The organism is Enterobacter sp. A103, from assembly GCF_034427535.1.
Taxonomy (GTDB): Bacteria; Pseudomonadota; Gammaproteobacteria; order Enterobacterales; family Enterobacteriaceae; genus Enterobacter; species Enterobacter asburiae_B.
The window spans coordinates 626,240-641,388 of record NZ_JAXQPQ010000002.1 but is presented as its reverse complement, the minus strand read 5'-3'; the positions used below and the strand labels follow the sequence as shown (position 1 = coordinate 641,388).

The window sequence follows — 15,149 nt, the reverse complement described above, 5'->3', positions numbered from 1 at the left end:
CGCAGATTGCGCACCGGGAAGATTAGTGCAGGATTTTCGCGAGGAAATCTTTCGCACGCTCTGATTTCGGGTTAGCGAAGAACTCTTCTTTCGGTGAGTCTTCGACAATTTTCCCTTCGTCCATAAAGATTACGCGGTTGGCCACTTTACGGGCAAAGCCCATTTCGTGGGTCACCACCATCATGGTCATCCCTTCGTGCGCCAGTTCGACCATTACGTCCAGCACTTCGTTGATCATCTCTGGATCGAGCGCCGACGTTGGCTCATCAAACAGCATTGCCACCGGATCCATACACAGCGCGCGGGCGATCGCCACACGCTGCTGTTGGCCGCCAGAAAGCTGTGCCGGGAACTTATCGGCATGCGCCGAAAGCCCAACGCGTTCCAGGAGCTTCAGACCTTTCTCGCGCGACGCTTTTTTATCACGCTTCAGCACTTTTACCTGCGCCAGCGTCAGGTTCTCAATAATGGAGAGGTGAGGGAACAGCTCAAAATGCTGGAACACCATGCCAACGTGAGAGCGAAGCTGGGCGAGGTTGGTTTTCTTATCGTTGACTTTGGTGCCGTTGACAACGATCTCACCCTGCTGCACCGGCTCCAGTCCGTTGACGGTTTTAATCAGCGTCGATTTACCGGAGCCGGACGGCCCGCATACCACCACCACGTCGCCTTTTTTGACTTCGGTGGAGCAGTCGGTCAGCACCTGAAAGTGCCCATACCATTTAGAAACATTTTTCAGGGAAATCATTATACCGTCCTTTTCTTCAGCCAGCTGACCAACAGCGACGCGCTTAAACTAATCACAAAATAGACCGCACCCGCAAAGAGCACCATCTCGACCTGCGTACCATCACGTTCACCGATGGTTGACGCGGTACGGAAGAAGTCTGCCAGACTCAGCACATAGACCAGTGAGGTATCCTGGAACAGCACGATACCCTGGGTCAGCAGGAGCGGAACCATGGCGCGAAACGCCTGCGGCAGAATAATAAGCTGCATGGACTGCCAGTGCGTCATTCCCAGTGCCAGCGCGGCGCTGGATTGCCCGCGGGAGATACTCTGAATGCCCGCTCGGATAATTTCTGAGTAGTAAGCGGCCTCGAACATTGAGAACGCCACCATGGCGGAGATCAGACGGATATCGGTTTTCGGCGACAGCCCCAGCACGTTCTGCAGGAAGCCGGGCACAATCAGGTAAAACCACAGCAGCACCATCACCAGCGGGATGGAGCGGAACACGTTAACGTAGGCGGTCGCAAACCAGGCGAGCGGCTTAAAGCTCGACAGGCGCATGACGGCCAGCAGGGTGCCCCAGACGATACCAATGATGATGGCAATAACGGTGATTTTTAAGGTAATCACCAGGCCATCAAGCAGGTAAGGCATGGATGGAACGATAGAACTCCAGTCAAATTCGTACATTATTTGCCCCCCAGATTACCCGGCAGGCGGATTTTGCGTTCAACCAGGTTCATCACCAGCATGATGAAAGCGTTAATCAGAACATACGCGAGCGTGATCGCGGTGAAGGATTCCCACGCGTGAGCGGAATAATCCAGCAGCTTGCCCGCCTGCGCGGCCATGTCGACCAGGCCGATAGTCGAGGCGATGGCCGAGTTTTTCACCAGGTTCATCATCTCGGAGGTCATCGGTGGAACGATAACGCGGTAGGCGTTAGGCAGCAGCACGTAGCGGTAGGTTTGGGGCAGCGTCAGGCCCATTGCCAGGCCCGCGTTTTTTTGTCCGCGCGGCAATGACTGAATGGCGGCACGCACCTGCTCGCAAACGCGCGCAGCGGTAAACAGCCCCAGACACATCATGGAGGAGACAAAGAACTGCACGTTCGGATCCAGTTCCGACTTGAACCACATGCCAATATTTTCCGGCAGCAGTTCCGGGATGACCAGATACCAGGTAAAGAATTGCACGATCAGCGGAACGTTACGGAACAGTTCCACATACAGGGTGCCAAGCGTTGAAAGAAAACGGTTAGGGACGGTGCGCAGAATACCGAACAGAGAACCGACAAGAAACGCGATAATCCACGCCGTTATCGATAGTGCCACGGTGACCTGAAAGCCGCTCCACAGCCAGCCAAGATAGGTGGTGTTGCCGAACGGGGCTTGTTGCAGGAATATGCCCCAGTTCCAGTCTATTGACATAATAAACTCCAGAAAAAAAAGGGTAGCAGCGCTACCCTCGAAGATTGGTGAGAAGCTCATTTTTCGCGCTGAGTGGGGAACGACCACTCAACGTATAGTCTGTCCATGCTTCCCGACAATCGAGAGGGCAGGAGATCCCGCCCCTGTAGTTCTAATTAGTTAAGAGCCTTGTCATTTGGAGATTTGAACAGCGCCTTCATGTCGTCAGACAGTTCAAAATTCATGTTCAGGTTTTTTGGTGGAATCGGGTTCTTGAACCATTTGTCGAACCATTTTTCCGCTTCGCCGGAGGTCTGCACCTGAGCGATGGTGTCATCGATCAGCTTTTTGAACTGCGGATCGTCTTTACGCAGCATACAGCCGTAGGCTTCTTTGGACTGCGCGGTACCGACGATATCCCAGTTGTCTGGTTTCTTCGCTTTCGCACGTTCGCCCGCCAGCAGGGCGTCATCCATCATAAACGCGACGGCACGACCGCTTTCCAGGGTACGGAAGGAGTCGCCATGGTCTTTCGCGCTGATGATGCGCATATCCATTTTCTTCTCGTCGTTCAGCTTATGCAGCAGCACTTCTGACGTGGTACCGGAGGTCACAACAACCGCTTTGCCTTTCAGGTCAGCGAAGTCTTTGATCTCGCCGCCTTTCTTCGTCAGCAGACGAGTGCCCACGACAAAGATGGTGTCAGAGAAGGCAGCCTGTTTCTGACGCTCGAGGTTGTTGGTGGTGGAGCCACACTCGAAGTCAAAGGTGCCGTTTTGCAGCAGTGGAATACGGTTCTGTGAAGTGATTGGGATCAGCTTCACCTGCAGGTCAGGTTTGTTCAGCTTTTTCTTCACAGCTTCAACGATGGCGTTGGAGTAATCCTGTGAATAGCCCACGACTTTTTGCGTGTTGTCGTAGTAAGAGAACGGGACAGAAGATTCACGGTGGCCGACCACGATGACGCCGTTTTTGGCAATCTTGTCGAGAGTGCTGCCTGCTGCAGGCGCATCTTCAGCGTGAACCACGCCTGCAGACATTCCCATAACCAGCATTGCTGTGGCCAGTTTACGTAATTGCATACCCAACTCCTTTTTTATCAGCGCCAGCGACGCATTGATACCCATTGTGATGTTGTTATATCTCGCGCAATGCGAGTGCAGTGTTATGCAAGCTTGTTAACATTTAGTCTGGCTTAATGTAAAGATTTTGCTGCGTTATTGTTTATTTTTGCGAAGCGCGCCGCACCAATCAGAGGCAAATATCTCCCGTTGCACCGTTTCGGTGCTACCGATGATCTACGCTGGTGCGACAAAGTTGCACGTTAAGCCAAACTGCGTTTACCTGAATAAACAAAGCAATAGGCGTGCCAGAATGGGAGTCTGGAGAAAATTGCCGGATGGCGGCTACGCCACCCGACAACAGAAGGGAAGGTTACTTCCGACGCTGACGCAGGCTCATCAGCACCGCGCCAAAGCCGAACAGCACGGTCAGTATCCACAGCGGCCAGTTGCCGGTGCGCGCGTATGGCGTCAGCCCGGTGGTTGGCGTGACTTTAGTGGTCAGTACCTCACGGGTAAACTGCGGGATCATCGCCTGAATCTCGCCCTGCGGACCAATCACGGCGGTGATGCCGTTGTTGGTGCTGCGCAGCAGCGGACGCGCCAGCTCCAGAGAGCGCATACGTGCCATCTGGAAGTGCTGCCACGGGCCGATTGACTTACCAAACCAGGCGTCGTTGGAGATGGTCAGCAGATAGTCAGTATCCGGGCGGAAGTTATCGCGTACCTGCTCGCCGAGAATGATTTCGTAGCAGATGGCCGCCGTCAGGGCCAGGCCGTGCGCGTGCAGCTGAGGCTGTACGTACGGGCCGCGGCTGAAAGAGGACATCGGCAGGTCAAAGAACGGGGCCAGCGGGCGCAGAATCGACTCCAGCGGGACAAATTCACCAAACGGCACCAGGTGGTTCTTGTTGTACCGGTCAGTGGAGTGGTAGCTGTACTCGCTATCTTTCCCGAGCGTAATGATGCTGTTGTAGGTGTCGTAGCGGTTCTGCTGATTCAGACGCGCATCGACAATCCCGGTGATCAGCGTGCTGCCGTGCGCCAGCAGCAGGTCGTTCATCATGTTGAGGAACGGCTGCTGGTTAATTTCCAGATCGGGGATCGCAGATTCCGGCCAGATAATCAGCTGGGATTTACCCATCACCTCTTCGGTGGCGTTGGCGTAGATCTTCAGCGTATTCAGCAGCTCTTTCTCATCCCACTTCATAGACTGCGGAATATTCCCCTGCACCATGGACACCTGCAGGGTGCGCTCTGGCTCAGGCGTGAACCACTGGATATAGCGCAGCGGGAAGGGCAGGGCAAACAGCACCAGCGCCACAGCCAGCGGCTTCCAGCAGCGCTGGACCAGCGCCAGGACCAGCAGGCCGCAGACCACCATCAGCAGGAAGTTGATGGCCTCAACGCCCATTACCGGCGCCAGACCCTTCAGGGGGCCGTCAATCTGGCTGTAGCCGAACTGCAGCCACGGGAAGCCCGTCAGCACCCAGCCGCGCAGGAACTCGGTTATCTGCCAGACCACCGGCGCGGCAATGGCGACGCGCAGCCAGGTGGTTTTTGGCCACAGGCGAGAAAGGATACCGGCGAACAGACCGGTATAGAGCGAGAGATACGCGGCGAGCAATACCACCAGGAAGACGTTAACCGGGCCAGGCATACCACCAAACTGGGCGATGCTGACATAAACCCAGTTGATACCTGAGCCAAACAGCCCCAGTCCCCAGAAGTAACCAATGGCCCCAGCCTGTACCGGACGACGATTCAGGGTCAGGCCCTGAAGCCCCATCAGGGAGAGAATGGCGGCGGGCCAGATATCGTAAGGAGAAAAAGCCAGCGTACCGCTGGCTCCAAGTAACAGCGCCAGCAGCAAACGGATGCGCTGGCGTTCAAGCAGTGGGGCAAATGCCATTTACATTAATCTTCCAGTTTTGGCACCGGTGAGTCGTCCGGCGTTCTGACGTGAACCTGTATAATACGTCGGCTGTCGGCCATTGCCACTTTGAACTGGTAACCGTCAATGTCAACGGTCTCACCGCGCGCCGGGAGGTGGCCAAAGGCCTGCATCACCAGCCCGCCAATGGTATCGACCTCTTCATCGCTGAAGTGGGTACCGAAGGCGTCGTTAAAGTCCTCAATCGAGGCCAGCGCGCGTACGGTCCAGGTGTGGCGGCTAAGCTGACGGAAGTCTATATCTTCTTCTTCGTCGTACTCGTCTTCGATTTCGCCCACGATCAGCTCAAGAATATCCTCGATCGTGACCAGACCGGAAACGCCACCAAACTCATCAATAACAATCGCCATGTGGTAACGCTGAGAGCGAAACTCTTTCAGCATCCGATCCACACGTTTACTCTCCGGCACAACCACGGCCTGGCGTAACACTTTTTCCATGCTGAAGGCTTCGGCATCGCTGCGCATAAACGGCAGCAGATCTTTGGCCATCAAAATCCCTTCGATGTGATCTTTGTCTTCGCTGATGACCGGGAAACGCGAGTGGGCGGATTCGATGATCACATCGAGGCACTCGTCCAGGGTCTGGTTACGTTTCAGGGTGATCATCTGCGAGCGGGGGATCATGATATCGCGAACGCGCTGGTCGGCGATGTCCATAACCCCTTCGAGCATTTCGCGCGTATCTTCGTCGATAAGGTCGTTCTGCCCGGAATCACGAATCAGCTCCAGCAGTTCATCACGGTTTTTGGGTTCGCCGTGGAAAAGCTGGTTCAGAATGAGGGAGAAAAATCCCTTTTTACTGGTTGTCGTGTCGCTACTGTGTGAATTGTCGTCGCTCATGGCGTTTGTTAAGGGTTCTCTTGTTAGTTCAACGTTTACCGCCACGCGATGTCCTTTCGTGGCGGCATGTGAGTCCGTCAGGTGACGGACTATTCTTTCTCGGCAATGTACGGATCCTCATAGCCCAGAGCAAGCATTATCTCTGTCTCGAGGGACTCCATCTCTTCCGCTTCGTCATCTTCAATGTGATCGTAGCCGAGCAGGTGCAGGCTGCCGTGTACCACCATATGCGCCCAGTGGGCCTCAAGCGGCTTTTGCTGCTCTTTGGCTTCCTGTTCAACCACCTGACGGCAGATGATCAGATCGCCCAGCAGCGGCATCTCAATACCCGGCGGCGCTTCGAACGGGAAAGAGAGCACGTTGGTCGGCTTATCTTTCCCGCGATAGGTCAGGTTAAGCTCATGGCTTTCTGCTTCATCCACCAGGCGAATCGTGACTTCTGATTCTTCCTGAAACTGAGGAATAACGGCATCCAGCCATTTCTGAAACTGTGCCTCATCTGGCATGCCGGAATTGTCTTCACAGGCCAGCTGTAAATCGAGGATCACCTGACTCATTTCTGTTCTTGCTCCTGCGCTTCGCGCTTACGTTCTGCGGCCAGTTCGGCCTTACGCTTCTGATCCGCCTCTTCCCAGGCTTCATAGGCGTTAACGATACGCGCGACCACCGGGTGGCGTACCACGTCTTCACTGTGGAAGAAGTTAAAGCTGATTTCGTCGACCTCGGCCAGCACCTCAATGGCGTGGCGCAGGCCGGATTTGGTGCTGCGCGGCAGGTCGATCTGGGTGACGTCACCGGTAATGACCGCTTTCGAGTTAAAGCCGATACGCGTCAGGAACATCTTCATCTGTTCGATGGTGGTGTTCTGGCTCTCATCGAGAATGATGAACGCATCGTTCAGCGTACGACCGCGCATGTAGGCGAGCGGGGCCACTTCGATAACGTTACGCTCAATGAGCTTCTCAACCTTCTCAAAGCCGAGCATCTCGAACAGCGCATCGTATAACGGGCGCAGATACGGGTCGACCTTCTGGCTCAGATCGCCCGGCAGGAAGCCCAGCTTTTCGCCCGCTTCAACGGCCGGACGGGTCAGCAGAATACGACGGATCTCCTGGCGTTCCAGCGCATCTACCGCAGCGGCAACGGCCAGATAGGTTTTACCCGTACCCGCAGGGCCCACCCCGAAGGTGATGTCGTGGTCGAGGATATTGGCGATGTACTGCGCCTGGTTTGGCGTACGCGGCTTAATAACGCCACGTTTGGTCTTGATGTTAATGGCCTTGCCGTAGTCCGGCACGCTTTCCGCGCTTTGCTCAAGCACGCGCGCCTCTTTAATGGCGAGGTGAATTTGTTCCGGTTCGATATCCTGAATTTCGCCGCGCATGGGTGATGTATCCACATACAGGCTACGCAGAATGTCCGCAGCGGCGTTGACGCAGATAGGGCGTCCGGTAAGTTTGAAATGATTATCGCGACGATTGATTTCGATACCCAGACGTCGCTCCAGTTGTTTGATGTTGTCATCAAACGGCCCGCACAGGCTCAGCAGGCGAGCGTTGTCTGCTGGCTCAAGGCTAATTTCACGCGTATCTATATTCAAACTGTTCCTCTTTAATTGGTTAACTGACCCATTGCTATAGGACGTAATAAAACGGTCATTACCGAAATTATTCACGCCACAGAATAAAGGCGCAAGCGTTGCGGAAGATATTGGGGACGATGAGAGGAAATACAAGGCCTGCCGGAAAGGCAGGCCAGGAGGATTAAGGCTGGTAAATCCCCACGCCAGAATCGTTTTCTTTACGGGTACGAGAGATCACGGATTCCGGTGACTCGGCAATACGCAGGCCCATTTCGTCCTCGGTGCGTACCAGCTTCGCACGCAGCGAGTTGGTCAGCACTTCGACAATCTCGACGTCCACGAATTTACCGATCATATCCGGGGTGCCTTCAAAGTTCACCACGCGGTTATTTTCGGTACGACCGGAGAGTTCCATAATGCTCTTGCGGGAGGTGCCTTCCACCAGAATGCGCTGAACGGTGCCGAGCATACGGCGGCTCCACGCGTTGGCCTGCTGGTTAATACGCTCCTGCAGAATATACAGACGCTGCTTTTTCTCTTCTTCCGGCACATCGTCAACCATATCGGCCGCAGGTGTTCCAGGACGCGCAGAGAAGATGAAGCTGTAGCTGACGTCAAAATTCACTTCACCGATGAGCTTCATGGTGCGCTCGAAGTCATCAGCAGTTTCGCCAGGGAAGCCGACGATAAAGTCGGAGCTGATCTGGATATCCGGACGGGCTTCGCGCAGCTTGCGAATGGTGGACTTATACTCCAGCACCGTATGCGGGCGGCCCATCAGGTTCAGCACGCGGTCAGAGCCACACTGAATCGGCAGGTGCAGGAAGCTCACCAGCTCTGGCGTATCGCGATACACGTCAATGATGTCGTCGGTAAACTCCATCGGGTGGCTGGTGGTAAAGCGAATGCGGTCGATACCGTCAATCGCGGCCACCAGACGCAGCAGTTCGGCAAAGCTGCCGGTGGTGCCGTCGTAGTTTTCCCCGCGCCAGGCGTTCACGTTCTGGCCCAGCAGGTTCACTTCGCGAACGCCCTGCGCGGCAAGCTGCGCAATTTCAAACAGAATATCGTCTGCCGGACGGCTGACTTCTTCACCACGGGTGTAAGGCACCACGCAGTAAGTGCAATATTTGTTGCAACCTTCCATGATGGAGACGAAGGCGGTCGGGCCATCGGCGCGCGGCTCCGGCAGACGGTCAAACTTTTCGATTTCCGGGAAGCTGACGTCAACGACCGGGCTACGGTTGCCGCGAACCTGATTGATCATCTCCGGCAGGCGGTGCAGGGTCTGAGGGCCAAAGACGATATCCACATACGGGGCTCTCTGGCGGATCAGCTTACCTTCCTGCGACGCGACGCAGCCACCCACCCCGATGATCAGGTCCGGATTTTTTCGTTTGAGAAGCTTCCAGCGGCCTAACACGTGAAAGACTTTTTCCTGCGCTTTTTCACGAATCGAACAGGTGTTCAGCAGCAGCACGTCCGCTTCTTTCGCATTTTCAGTCAGCTGGTATCCGTGGGTAGAATCCAGCAGATCGGCCATCTTGGATGAATCGTATTCGTTCATCTGACAGCCCCAGGTTTTTATATGGAGTTTTTTAGTCATCGACTTGCTCAGCTCAGGATTGCAAGCCGCGTATTGTAATGCTTTGGTGGGGTTGTGACCAGTATGAAGGTTATGTGTCTCAGGACCGCAAAAATCCGGTAAACTTAAGGGATTCTCCAATAAGGAAAATTGACCATGACACTCCTACACACCGAAGTTGCCGTTGTCGGCGGCGGTATGGTCGGCGGCGCGCTGGCGCTGGGGCTGGCGCAGCAGGGATTTGAGGTAACGGTAATTGAACAGGCTGCTCCGCCTGCCTTCGATCCCGCCAGCAAACCGGATGTGCGCATTTCCGCGATCAGCGCGGCGTCCGTCGATCTGCTGCGCGGGCTGGGCGTCTGGGAGGCGGTGCTGGCGATGCGCGCCCATCCTTACAGCCGTCTTGAAACCTGGGAGTGGGAAAATGCCCACGTCGCGTTTGATGCCGCTGAGCTGAAGCTGCCGCGCCTGGGTTATATGGTGGAAAACAATGTGCTCCAGCAGGCGCTCTGGCTGGCGCTGGAGGCGCATCCGAAGGTGACGCTGCGCGTTCCGGCGTCGATTAAGGCACTGCATCCTCACGAGAGCGGGTATTTGCTGACGCTCGACAGCGGCGATGAACTGGCCGTGAAGCTCGTCGTCGGAGCGGACGGCGCTAACTCGCAGGTCAGACAGATGGCGGGAATTGGCGTTCATGCCTGGCAGTATGAGCAGTCCTGCATGCTGATTACCGTCGAGTGCGAGAATGCGCCGGGAGAAAGCACGTGGCAGCACTTTACGCCGAATGGCCCGCATGCCTTTTTACCGCTGTTTGATAACTGGGCATCGCTGGTCTGGTACGACAAACCGGCACGCATTCGCCAGCTGCAGGGGCTTACAATGGAACAATTGCAGCGGGAAATCCGCCTGCATTTCCCGGGCCGTCTGGGCAACGTGACGCCGGTCGCTGCAGGTGCATTTCCGCTCACGCGCCGCCATGCTTTGCAGTATGCCCGTGAAGGGCTGGCGCTGGTGGGCGATGCGGCACACACCATTCATCCGCTGGCCGGGCAGGGCGTGAATCTGGGGTACCGTGATGTCGATGCGTTACTGGATGTGCTGGGCAGCGCCCGCGGGCACGCGGAAAACTGGGCCAGCCATCAGATTCTGAAGCGTTACCAGACGCGACGCATGGCGGATAACTTTATTATGCAGTCGGGGATGGATCTGTTCTATGCCGGGTTCAGCAATGACTTAGCCCCGGTGCGCATTCTGCGTAATATTGGATTGATGGCAGCGGAACGTGCCGGTGGTCTGAAGCGACAGGCGCTGAAATACGCGCTGGGACTCTAATCTTTTGCCCCTCTCCCAGTGGGAGAGGGGCAGGGTGAGGGCATCAGGCCGCACCATCCTGAACAACAAAAACAAAAAAGCCCGCAGAGCGGGCTTTTTTGTTACTTAAGTGGCTGGGGTGCAGGGATTCGAACCCCGGAATGCTGGTATCAGAACCCAGAGCCTTACCGCTTGGCGATACCCCAATACCGCGGAGAACCGCAAAATCGAAGAAATATGGCTGGGGTACCTGGATTCGAACCAGGGAATGCCGGTATCAAAAACCGGTGCCTTACCGCTTGGCGATACCCCATCCGTGCAACGCTTACCCGGGAATGGTGCGGGAGGCGAGACTTGAACTCGCACACCTTGCGGCGCCAGAACCTAAATCTGGTGCGTCTACCAATTTCGCCACTCCCGCAAAAAAGATGGTGGCTACGACGGGATTCGAACCTGTGACCCCATCATTATGAGTGATGTGCTCTAACCAACTGAGCTACGTAGCCATCTTTTTTCGCGTTACCTTATCGGCGTTGCGGGGCGCATTATGCGTATAGACCCTTGCAGCGTCAACACCTTTTTCAACGAAAATAGCCGGAATGTGACTGTTTGGTTAGGTTGCGAACAGCGTGGCCGAATATTCGGCAATTATTGGTTATTAATCAGATTTAGACGGTGAAATGGGAGGCAAAAAAATCAGGCCCCTGAGGGGCCTGATTGCGATCTGAGTGATTATTTGTAGGCTGACTGGTGAACGCCTACCGCGCGTCCTGACGGATCGTTCATGGATTTGAAAGATTCATCCCATTCAATCGCTTTGGCAGAAGAGCAGGCGACGGACGGGCCACCCGGTACGCACTCCGCGGCACTCGGTACCGGGAACAGCTCTTCAAAAATTTCACGATACAGATAGGCTTCTTTCGAGCCCGGCGTGTTGTACGGGAAGCGGAAGCTCGCGGTTTCCAGCTGTTGGTCAGAAACCTGTTTCGCCGCGACCTCTTTCAGGGTGTCGATCCAGCTATAACCTACGCCATCAGAGAACTGCTCTTTCTGACGCCATGCCACGCTCGCCGGCAGGTAGGATTCAAAACACTCACGCAGGATATGTTTTTCCATTTTGCCGTTGCCGCACATCTTGTCCTGCGGGTTGATGCGCATCGCCACGTCGAGGAATTTCTTATCCAGGAACGGCACGCGCGCTTCCACGCCCCAGGCCGACATCGCTTTGTTGGCACGCGCACAGTCGAACATGTGCAGCGCCTGCAGCTTACGCACGGTCTCTTCGTGCAGCTCTTTGGCGTTCGGCGCTTTGTGGAAGTACAGGTAGCCGCCAAACACTTCGTCAGAACCTTCACCGGAGAGCACCATCTTGATGCCCATCGCTTTGATCTTACGCGACATCAGGTACATCGGCGTTGAGGCGCGGATGGTAGTCACGTCATAGGTTTCAATGTGATAGATCACATCGCGGATCGCATCCAGACCTTCCTGCACGGTGAAGTGAATCTCATGGTGCACGGTGCCGAGGTGGTTCGCCACTTCCTGCGCGGCTTTCAGGTCAGGAGCCCCTTCCAGGCCAACGGCAAAAGAGTGCAGCTGTGGCCACCAGGCTTCTGAGCGCTCCTGATCTTCCACGCGACGGGCCGCGAATTTCTTGGTGATCGCGGAGATCACGGAGGAGTCCAGACCGCCGGAGAGCAGCACGCCGTACGGCACGTCGGACATCAGGTGGCTTTTCACGGAGTCTTCAAGGGCCTGGCGCAGCTCGGCTTTGTCCGTGACGTTGTCTTTTACCGCATCATAGTCGAACCAGTCACGCTGGTAATAGGAGCGGATCTCGCCGTCTTTGCTCCACAAATAGCTGCCCGCCGGGAATTCTTTAATGGTGCGGCATACCGGCACCAGGGCTTTCATTTCAGAGGCAACGTAGAAGTTGCCGTGCTCATCGTGGCCCATGTACAGCGGGATAATGCCGATGTGGTCACGGCCAATCAGGTACGCGTCTTTTTCGCTGTCGTACAGGGCGAAGGCGAACATGCCCTGCAGGTCGTCCAGGAACTCGGGCCCTTTCTCCTGATACAGCGCCAGGATCACTTCACAGTCAGAACCGGTCTGGAACGCGTAGCGGTCGCCGTATTCGGCGCGCAGCGCCTGGTGGTTGTAGATTTCACCGTTGACAGCCAGCGCGTGCGTTTTTTTCTCGTTATACAGCGGCTGTGCACCGGCGTTGACGTCAACAATGGACAGACGTTCGTGAGCCAGAATCGCTTTATCACTGGCGTAAACGCCTGACCAGTCTGGTCCGCGATGGCGCATCAGGCGGGACAGTTCGAGTGCCTTTTTACGCAGTTCGCCCGCGTCAGTTTTAATATCCAGTACGCCAAAAATTGAACACATAACCTTCTCCGTTAACCCTGTTGCTTTGTAATGTTGCTTGCTTATGAAAATGCCGCAAAGGGGCAGGGCGCGCAAGCGTTTTACGGGTGAAAACGGAAATAGTGCAACAGTGATTGCGGAATAGTGAAAAAAGAGCACGCCAGAAATTCTTTTATTGATGATTATGCAATGAAACGTGCTTTTTGTTAGATGAGACTTTATTTTTGTAGGCCATAAATGAAAAACCACGCCCTGAGGCGTGGTTCGGTATCAGATGATGTCGATTTCATCGACGGAGGGGTAAATCCAGCTTGGCCGGAACGGCATCGAATCAATGTCATCAAGTTGAGAGACGCCGGAGAGGACCAGAATCGTCTCCAGACCCGCCTGGAATCCGGCCAGAATATCGGTGCGCAGGTTGTCGCCGACAATAACGGTTTCTTCAGAGTGGGCCTGCATCTTGTTGAGCGCGGCACGAATGATCCACGGGCTCGGTTTACCGACTACAAACGGCTGACGACCTGAGATTTTTTCGATACCGGCGCACAGCGCGCCGCAGGCCGGATAAAAACCACGGCCGTGCGTATCCGGGTTGGTCGCGATAAAGCGCGCGCCGCTGGCGACAAAGTATGCTGCCTTATGCATCATCTCCCAGTTAAAGGAGCGCGTTTCGCCGACAATCACGAAGTCCGGGTTCACGTCAGTGATGGTAAAGCCAGCTTTGTACAGCTCGTGTATCAGCGCACCTTCACCCACCACGTAGGCTTTTTTACCTTCCTGACGCTTCAGAAAATCTGCCGTGGCCATTGCCGAGGTATAAAACACGCTGTCCGGAACGTCGACGCCCGCTGTGGCAAAGCGGTTAGCCAGGTCCTGACCGGTTTGGGAAGGGTAGTTCGTGAGCAGAACCAGAGGCATTCCTTTGTCGATGATGCGGTGAAGAAACTCCGCAGCACCCGGCACGGCAACGTTGTCGTGCATCAGCACGCCGTCGATATCACAAATTACATTCTTAATGGTCATGGACAGTCCGACATCAAAAAAAGAAGGCGTTACTATAAGGTCCGATCAACTTTCCAGCAAATGCTGCAGCAGAATTCCGTTGAGCATGGCGCGTTTGACCAGCGCGAACGCGCCGATCGCCGAGCGATGGTCAAGCTTTGAACGAACCACCGGGAGGTTCTGGCGGAATGCTTTCAGCGCCTGGGTGTTAATACAGCCTTCAATGGCGGGGAGCAGCACCTTTTCCGCCTCCACAATTTCACCGGCGATAACCACTTTCTGGGGGTTAAACAGGTTAATGGCGATGGCGATGGTTTTCCCCAGATGGCGGCCTACCTGCTCAATCACTTCACAGGCCAGGGCGTCGCCTTTATTGGCGGCTTTGCAGATGGTGCCTATCTTGCAATCGTCCAGCGTGACGCGGCTTTGGTAACCCTGTTCAAGGAGATGGCGAACGCGCTGCTCGATGGCCGTGTTGGCGGCAATCGTTTCAAGGCAGCCGAAGTTGCCGCAGTGGCAGCGCTCCCCGAGGGGTTCAACCTGAATGTGGCCGATCTCGCCGACGTTACCGTTGCGACCAATAAAAATACGGCCGTTAGAGATAATACCGGCGCCCGTTCCGCGGTGAACGCGCACCAGAATAGAGTCTTCACAGTCCTGGCTCGCACCAAAGTAGTGCTCTGCCAGCGCCAGAGAGCGAATGTCGTGACCCACAAAGCAGGTCACCTTAAAACGCTTTTCCAGCGCGTCGACCAGCCCCCAGTTTTCAACCTGAATATGCGGCATATAGCGGATCACGCCGCTTTCCGGGTCGACCAGTCCGGGCAGAATCACGGAGATGGCAATGAGTTCACGGATCTTGCGCTGACAGCTTTCAATAAACTGCGCGATGGTATTCAGCAACGCATGCTCCAGCGTCTCCTGAGTGCGCTCCGGAAGAGGGTAGTGCTCTTCCGCAATGGCTTTACTGCTCAGATCGTACAGCGTGAGCGTGGTGTCATGGCGGCCCAGACGGACGCCAATGGCCTGAAAATTGCGGGTTTCGGTAATAATGGAGATGGCGCGGCGGCCCCCGGTGGAGGCCTGCTGATCGACTTCTTTGATCAGACCGCGCTCAATGAGCTGGCGGGTAATTTTTGTCACGCTGGCGGGAGCAAGCTGGCTCTGTTCGGCTATCTGAATTCGCGAGATTGGTCCGTGCTGGTCAATCAGGCGGTATACCGCCGCACTGTTAAGTTGTTTAACGAGATCGACATTACCGATTTGAGCTTGTCCGCCAGGTGTCATACTTTTAC

Annotated in this window: 13 protein-coding genes and 4 tRNA genes; 1 reads left to right on the top strand and 16 read right to left on the bottom strand. The window is 55.3% G+C overall.

Annotated features, from left to right (window positions below; all coding sequences use genetic code 11):
- Nucleotides 1-22: 22 nt before the first annotated feature.
- The 9 genes from SPH27_RS08660 to miaB form a co-directional block, all read right to left on the bottom strand.
- Nucleotides 23-748, bottom strand: a complete 726-nt coding sequence (locus SPH27_RS08660) for an amino acid ABC transporter ATP-binding protein (protein ID WP_014883001.1) — start codon at nt 746-748, stop codon at nt 23-25.
- Nucleotides 748-1,422 (bottom strand): glutamate/aspartate ABC transporter permease GltK, encoded by a 675-nt coding sequence (gene gltK / locus SPH27_RS08655; protein ID WP_014883002.1) that lies wholly within the window; start codon nt 1,420-1,422, stop codon nt 748-750. The genes SPH27_RS08660 and gltK overlap by 1 nt, the downstream gene beginning before the upstream one ends.
- Nucleotides 1,422-2,162 carry an amino acid ABC transporter permease gene (locus tag SPH27_RS08650; protein WP_023310756.1) on the bottom strand — a complete coding sequence of 247 codons (741 nt, stop codon included), beginning with the start codon at nt 2,160-2,162 and terminating at the stop codon, nt 1,422-1,424. Before SPH27_RS08650 ends, gltK begins: the two co-directional genes overlap by 1 nt.
- Before the next feature lie 155 nt (nt 2,163-2,317).
- A complete protein-coding gene (locus SPH27_RS08645) occupies nt 2,318-3,223 on the bottom strand; it encodes an amino acid ABC transporter substrate-binding protein (protein ID WP_008501049.1) in 906 nt (301 codons plus the stop codon).
- A 352-nt stretch (nt 3,224-3,575) separates the two neighbouring features.
- Nucleotides 3,576-5,114: an apolipoprotein N-acyltransferase gene (gene lnt, locus SPH27_RS08640; protein ID WP_182072425.1), complete on the bottom strand. Its 1,539-nt coding sequence runs from the start codon at nt 5,112-5,114 to the stop codon at nt 3,576-3,578.
- A gap of 5 nt (nt 5,115-5,119) precedes the next feature.
- The gene (gene corC, locus SPH27_RS08635) at nt 5,120-5,998 is read right to left on the bottom strand and encodes a CNNM family magnesium/cobalt transport protein CorC (protein ID WP_021242574.1); all 879 of its coding nucleotides are present in this window, start codon (nt 5,996-5,998) and stop codon (nt 5,120-5,122) included.
- Between the two features lie 89 nt (nt 5,999-6,087).
- On the bottom strand, nt 6,088-6,555 hold the full coding sequence (ybeY, locus tag SPH27_RS08630; RefSeq protein ID WP_008501052.1) for an rRNA maturation RNase YbeY: 468 nt from the start codon (nt 6,553-6,555) through the stop codon (nt 6,088-6,090).
- Complete coding sequence (locus SPH27_RS08625) at nt 6,552-7,598, bottom strand: PhoH family protein (RefSeq protein WP_008501053.1); 1,047 nt, start codon at nt 7,596-7,598, stop codon at nt 6,552-6,554. Before SPH27_RS08625 ends, ybeY begins: the two co-directional genes overlap by 4 nt.
- A 163-nt stretch (nt 7,599-7,761) precedes the next feature.
- Nucleotides 7,762-9,186 (bottom strand): tRNA (N6-isopentenyl adenosine(37)-C2)-methylthiotransferase MiaB, encoded by a 1,425-nt coding sequence (miaB, locus tag SPH27_RS08620; protein ID WP_033144935.1) that lies wholly within the window; start codon nt 9,184-9,186, stop codon nt 7,762-7,764.
- A 135-nt stretch (nt 9,187-9,321) separates the two neighbouring features.
- Between miaB and ubiF the strand changes: the two genes are divergently transcribed.
- Nucleotides 9,322-10,497 (top strand): 3-demethoxyubiquinol 3-hydroxylase, encoded by a 1,176-nt coding sequence (gene ubiF / locus SPH27_RS08615; RefSeq protein WP_182072427.1) that lies wholly within the window; start codon nt 9,322-9,324, stop codon nt 10,495-10,497.
- Nucleotides 10,498-10,607: 110 nt separating this feature from the next.
- On the opposite strand, the gene SPH27_RS08610 is transcribed toward ubiF, so the two are convergent.
- From SPH27_RS08610 to nagC, 7 genes are all read right to left on the bottom strand, one after another.
- Nucleotides 10,608-10,682: transfer RNA gene (locus tag SPH27_RS08610), tRNA-Gln, on the bottom strand.
- A gap of 32 nt (nt 10,683-10,714) precedes the next feature.
- Nucleotides 10,715-10,789 (bottom strand) — tRNA-Gln (locus SPH27_RS08605).
- Between the two features lie 23 nt (nt 10,790-10,812).
- A tRNA-Leu gene (locus SPH27_RS08600) sits at nt 10,813-10,897 on the bottom strand.
- Nucleotides 10,898-10,905: 8 nt separating this feature from the next.
- A tRNA-Met gene (locus tag SPH27_RS08595) sits at nt 10,906-10,982 on the bottom strand.
- A 226-nt stretch (nt 10,983-11,208) separates the two neighbouring features.
- Nucleotides 11,209-12,873 (bottom strand): asparagine synthase B, encoded by a 1,665-nt coding sequence (gene asnB, locus SPH27_RS08590; RefSeq protein ID WP_023310762.1) that lies wholly within the window; start codon nt 12,871-12,873, stop codon nt 11,209-11,211.
- Between the two features lie 249 nt (nt 12,874-13,122).
- A complete protein-coding gene (nagD, locus tag SPH27_RS08585; RefSeq protein WP_023310763.1) occupies nt 13,123-13,875 on the bottom strand; it encodes a ribonucleotide monophosphatase NagD in 753 nt (250 codons plus the stop codon).
- Nucleotides 13,876-13,920: 45 nt separating this feature from the next.
- Complete coding sequence (gene nagC, locus SPH27_RS08580) at nt 13,921-15,141, bottom strand: DNA-binding transcriptional regulator NagC (protein WP_021242995.1); 1,221 nt, start codon at nt 15,139-15,141, stop codon at nt 13,921-13,923.
- Nucleotides 15,142-15,149: the final 8 nt, after the last annotated feature.

Coding starts and splice junctions, on each gene's coding strand:
- SPH27_RS08660 (WP_014883001.1), bottom strand. CDS start 748: ATGATTTCCCTGAAAAATGTTTCTAAATGGTATGGGCACTTTCAGGTG.
- gltK (WP_014883002.1), bottom strand. CDS start 1,422: ATGTACGAATTTGACTGGAGTTCTATCGTTCCATCCATGCCTTACCTG.
- SPH27_RS08650 (WP_023310756.1), bottom strand. CDS start 2,162: ATGTCAATAGACTGGAACTGGGGCATATTCCTGCAACAAGCCCCGTTC.
- SPH27_RS08645 (WP_008501049.1), bottom strand. CDS start 3,223: ATGCAATTACGTAAACTGGCCACAGCAATGCTGGTTATGGGAATGTCT.
- lnt (WP_182072425.1), bottom strand. CDS start 5,114: ATGGCATTTGCCCCACTGCTTGAACGCCAGCGCATCCGTTTGCTGCTG.
- corC (WP_021242574.1), bottom strand. CDS start 5,998: ATGAGCGACGACAATTCACACAGTAGCGACACGACAACCAGTAAAAAG.
- ybeY (WP_008501052.1), bottom strand. CDS start 6,555: ATGAGTCAGGTGATCCTCGATTTACAGCTGGCCTGTGAAGACAATTCC.
- miaB (WP_033144935.1), bottom strand. CDS start 9,186: ATGACTAAAAAACTCCATATAAAAACCTGGGGCTGTCAGATGAACGAA.
- ubiF (WP_182072427.1), top strand. CDS start 9,322: ATGACACTCCTACACACCGAAGTTGCCGTTGTCGGCGGCGGTATGGTC.
- asnB (WP_023310762.1), bottom strand. CDS start 12,873: ATGTGTTCAATTTTTGGCGTACTGGATATTAAAACTGACGCGGGCGAA.
- nagD (WP_023310763.1), bottom strand. CDS start 13,875: ATGACCATTAAGAATGTAATTTGTGATATCGACGGCGTGCTGATGCAC.
- nagC (WP_021242995.1), bottom strand. CDS start 15,141: ATGACACCTGGCGGACAAGCTCAAATCGGTAATGTCGATCTCGTTAAA.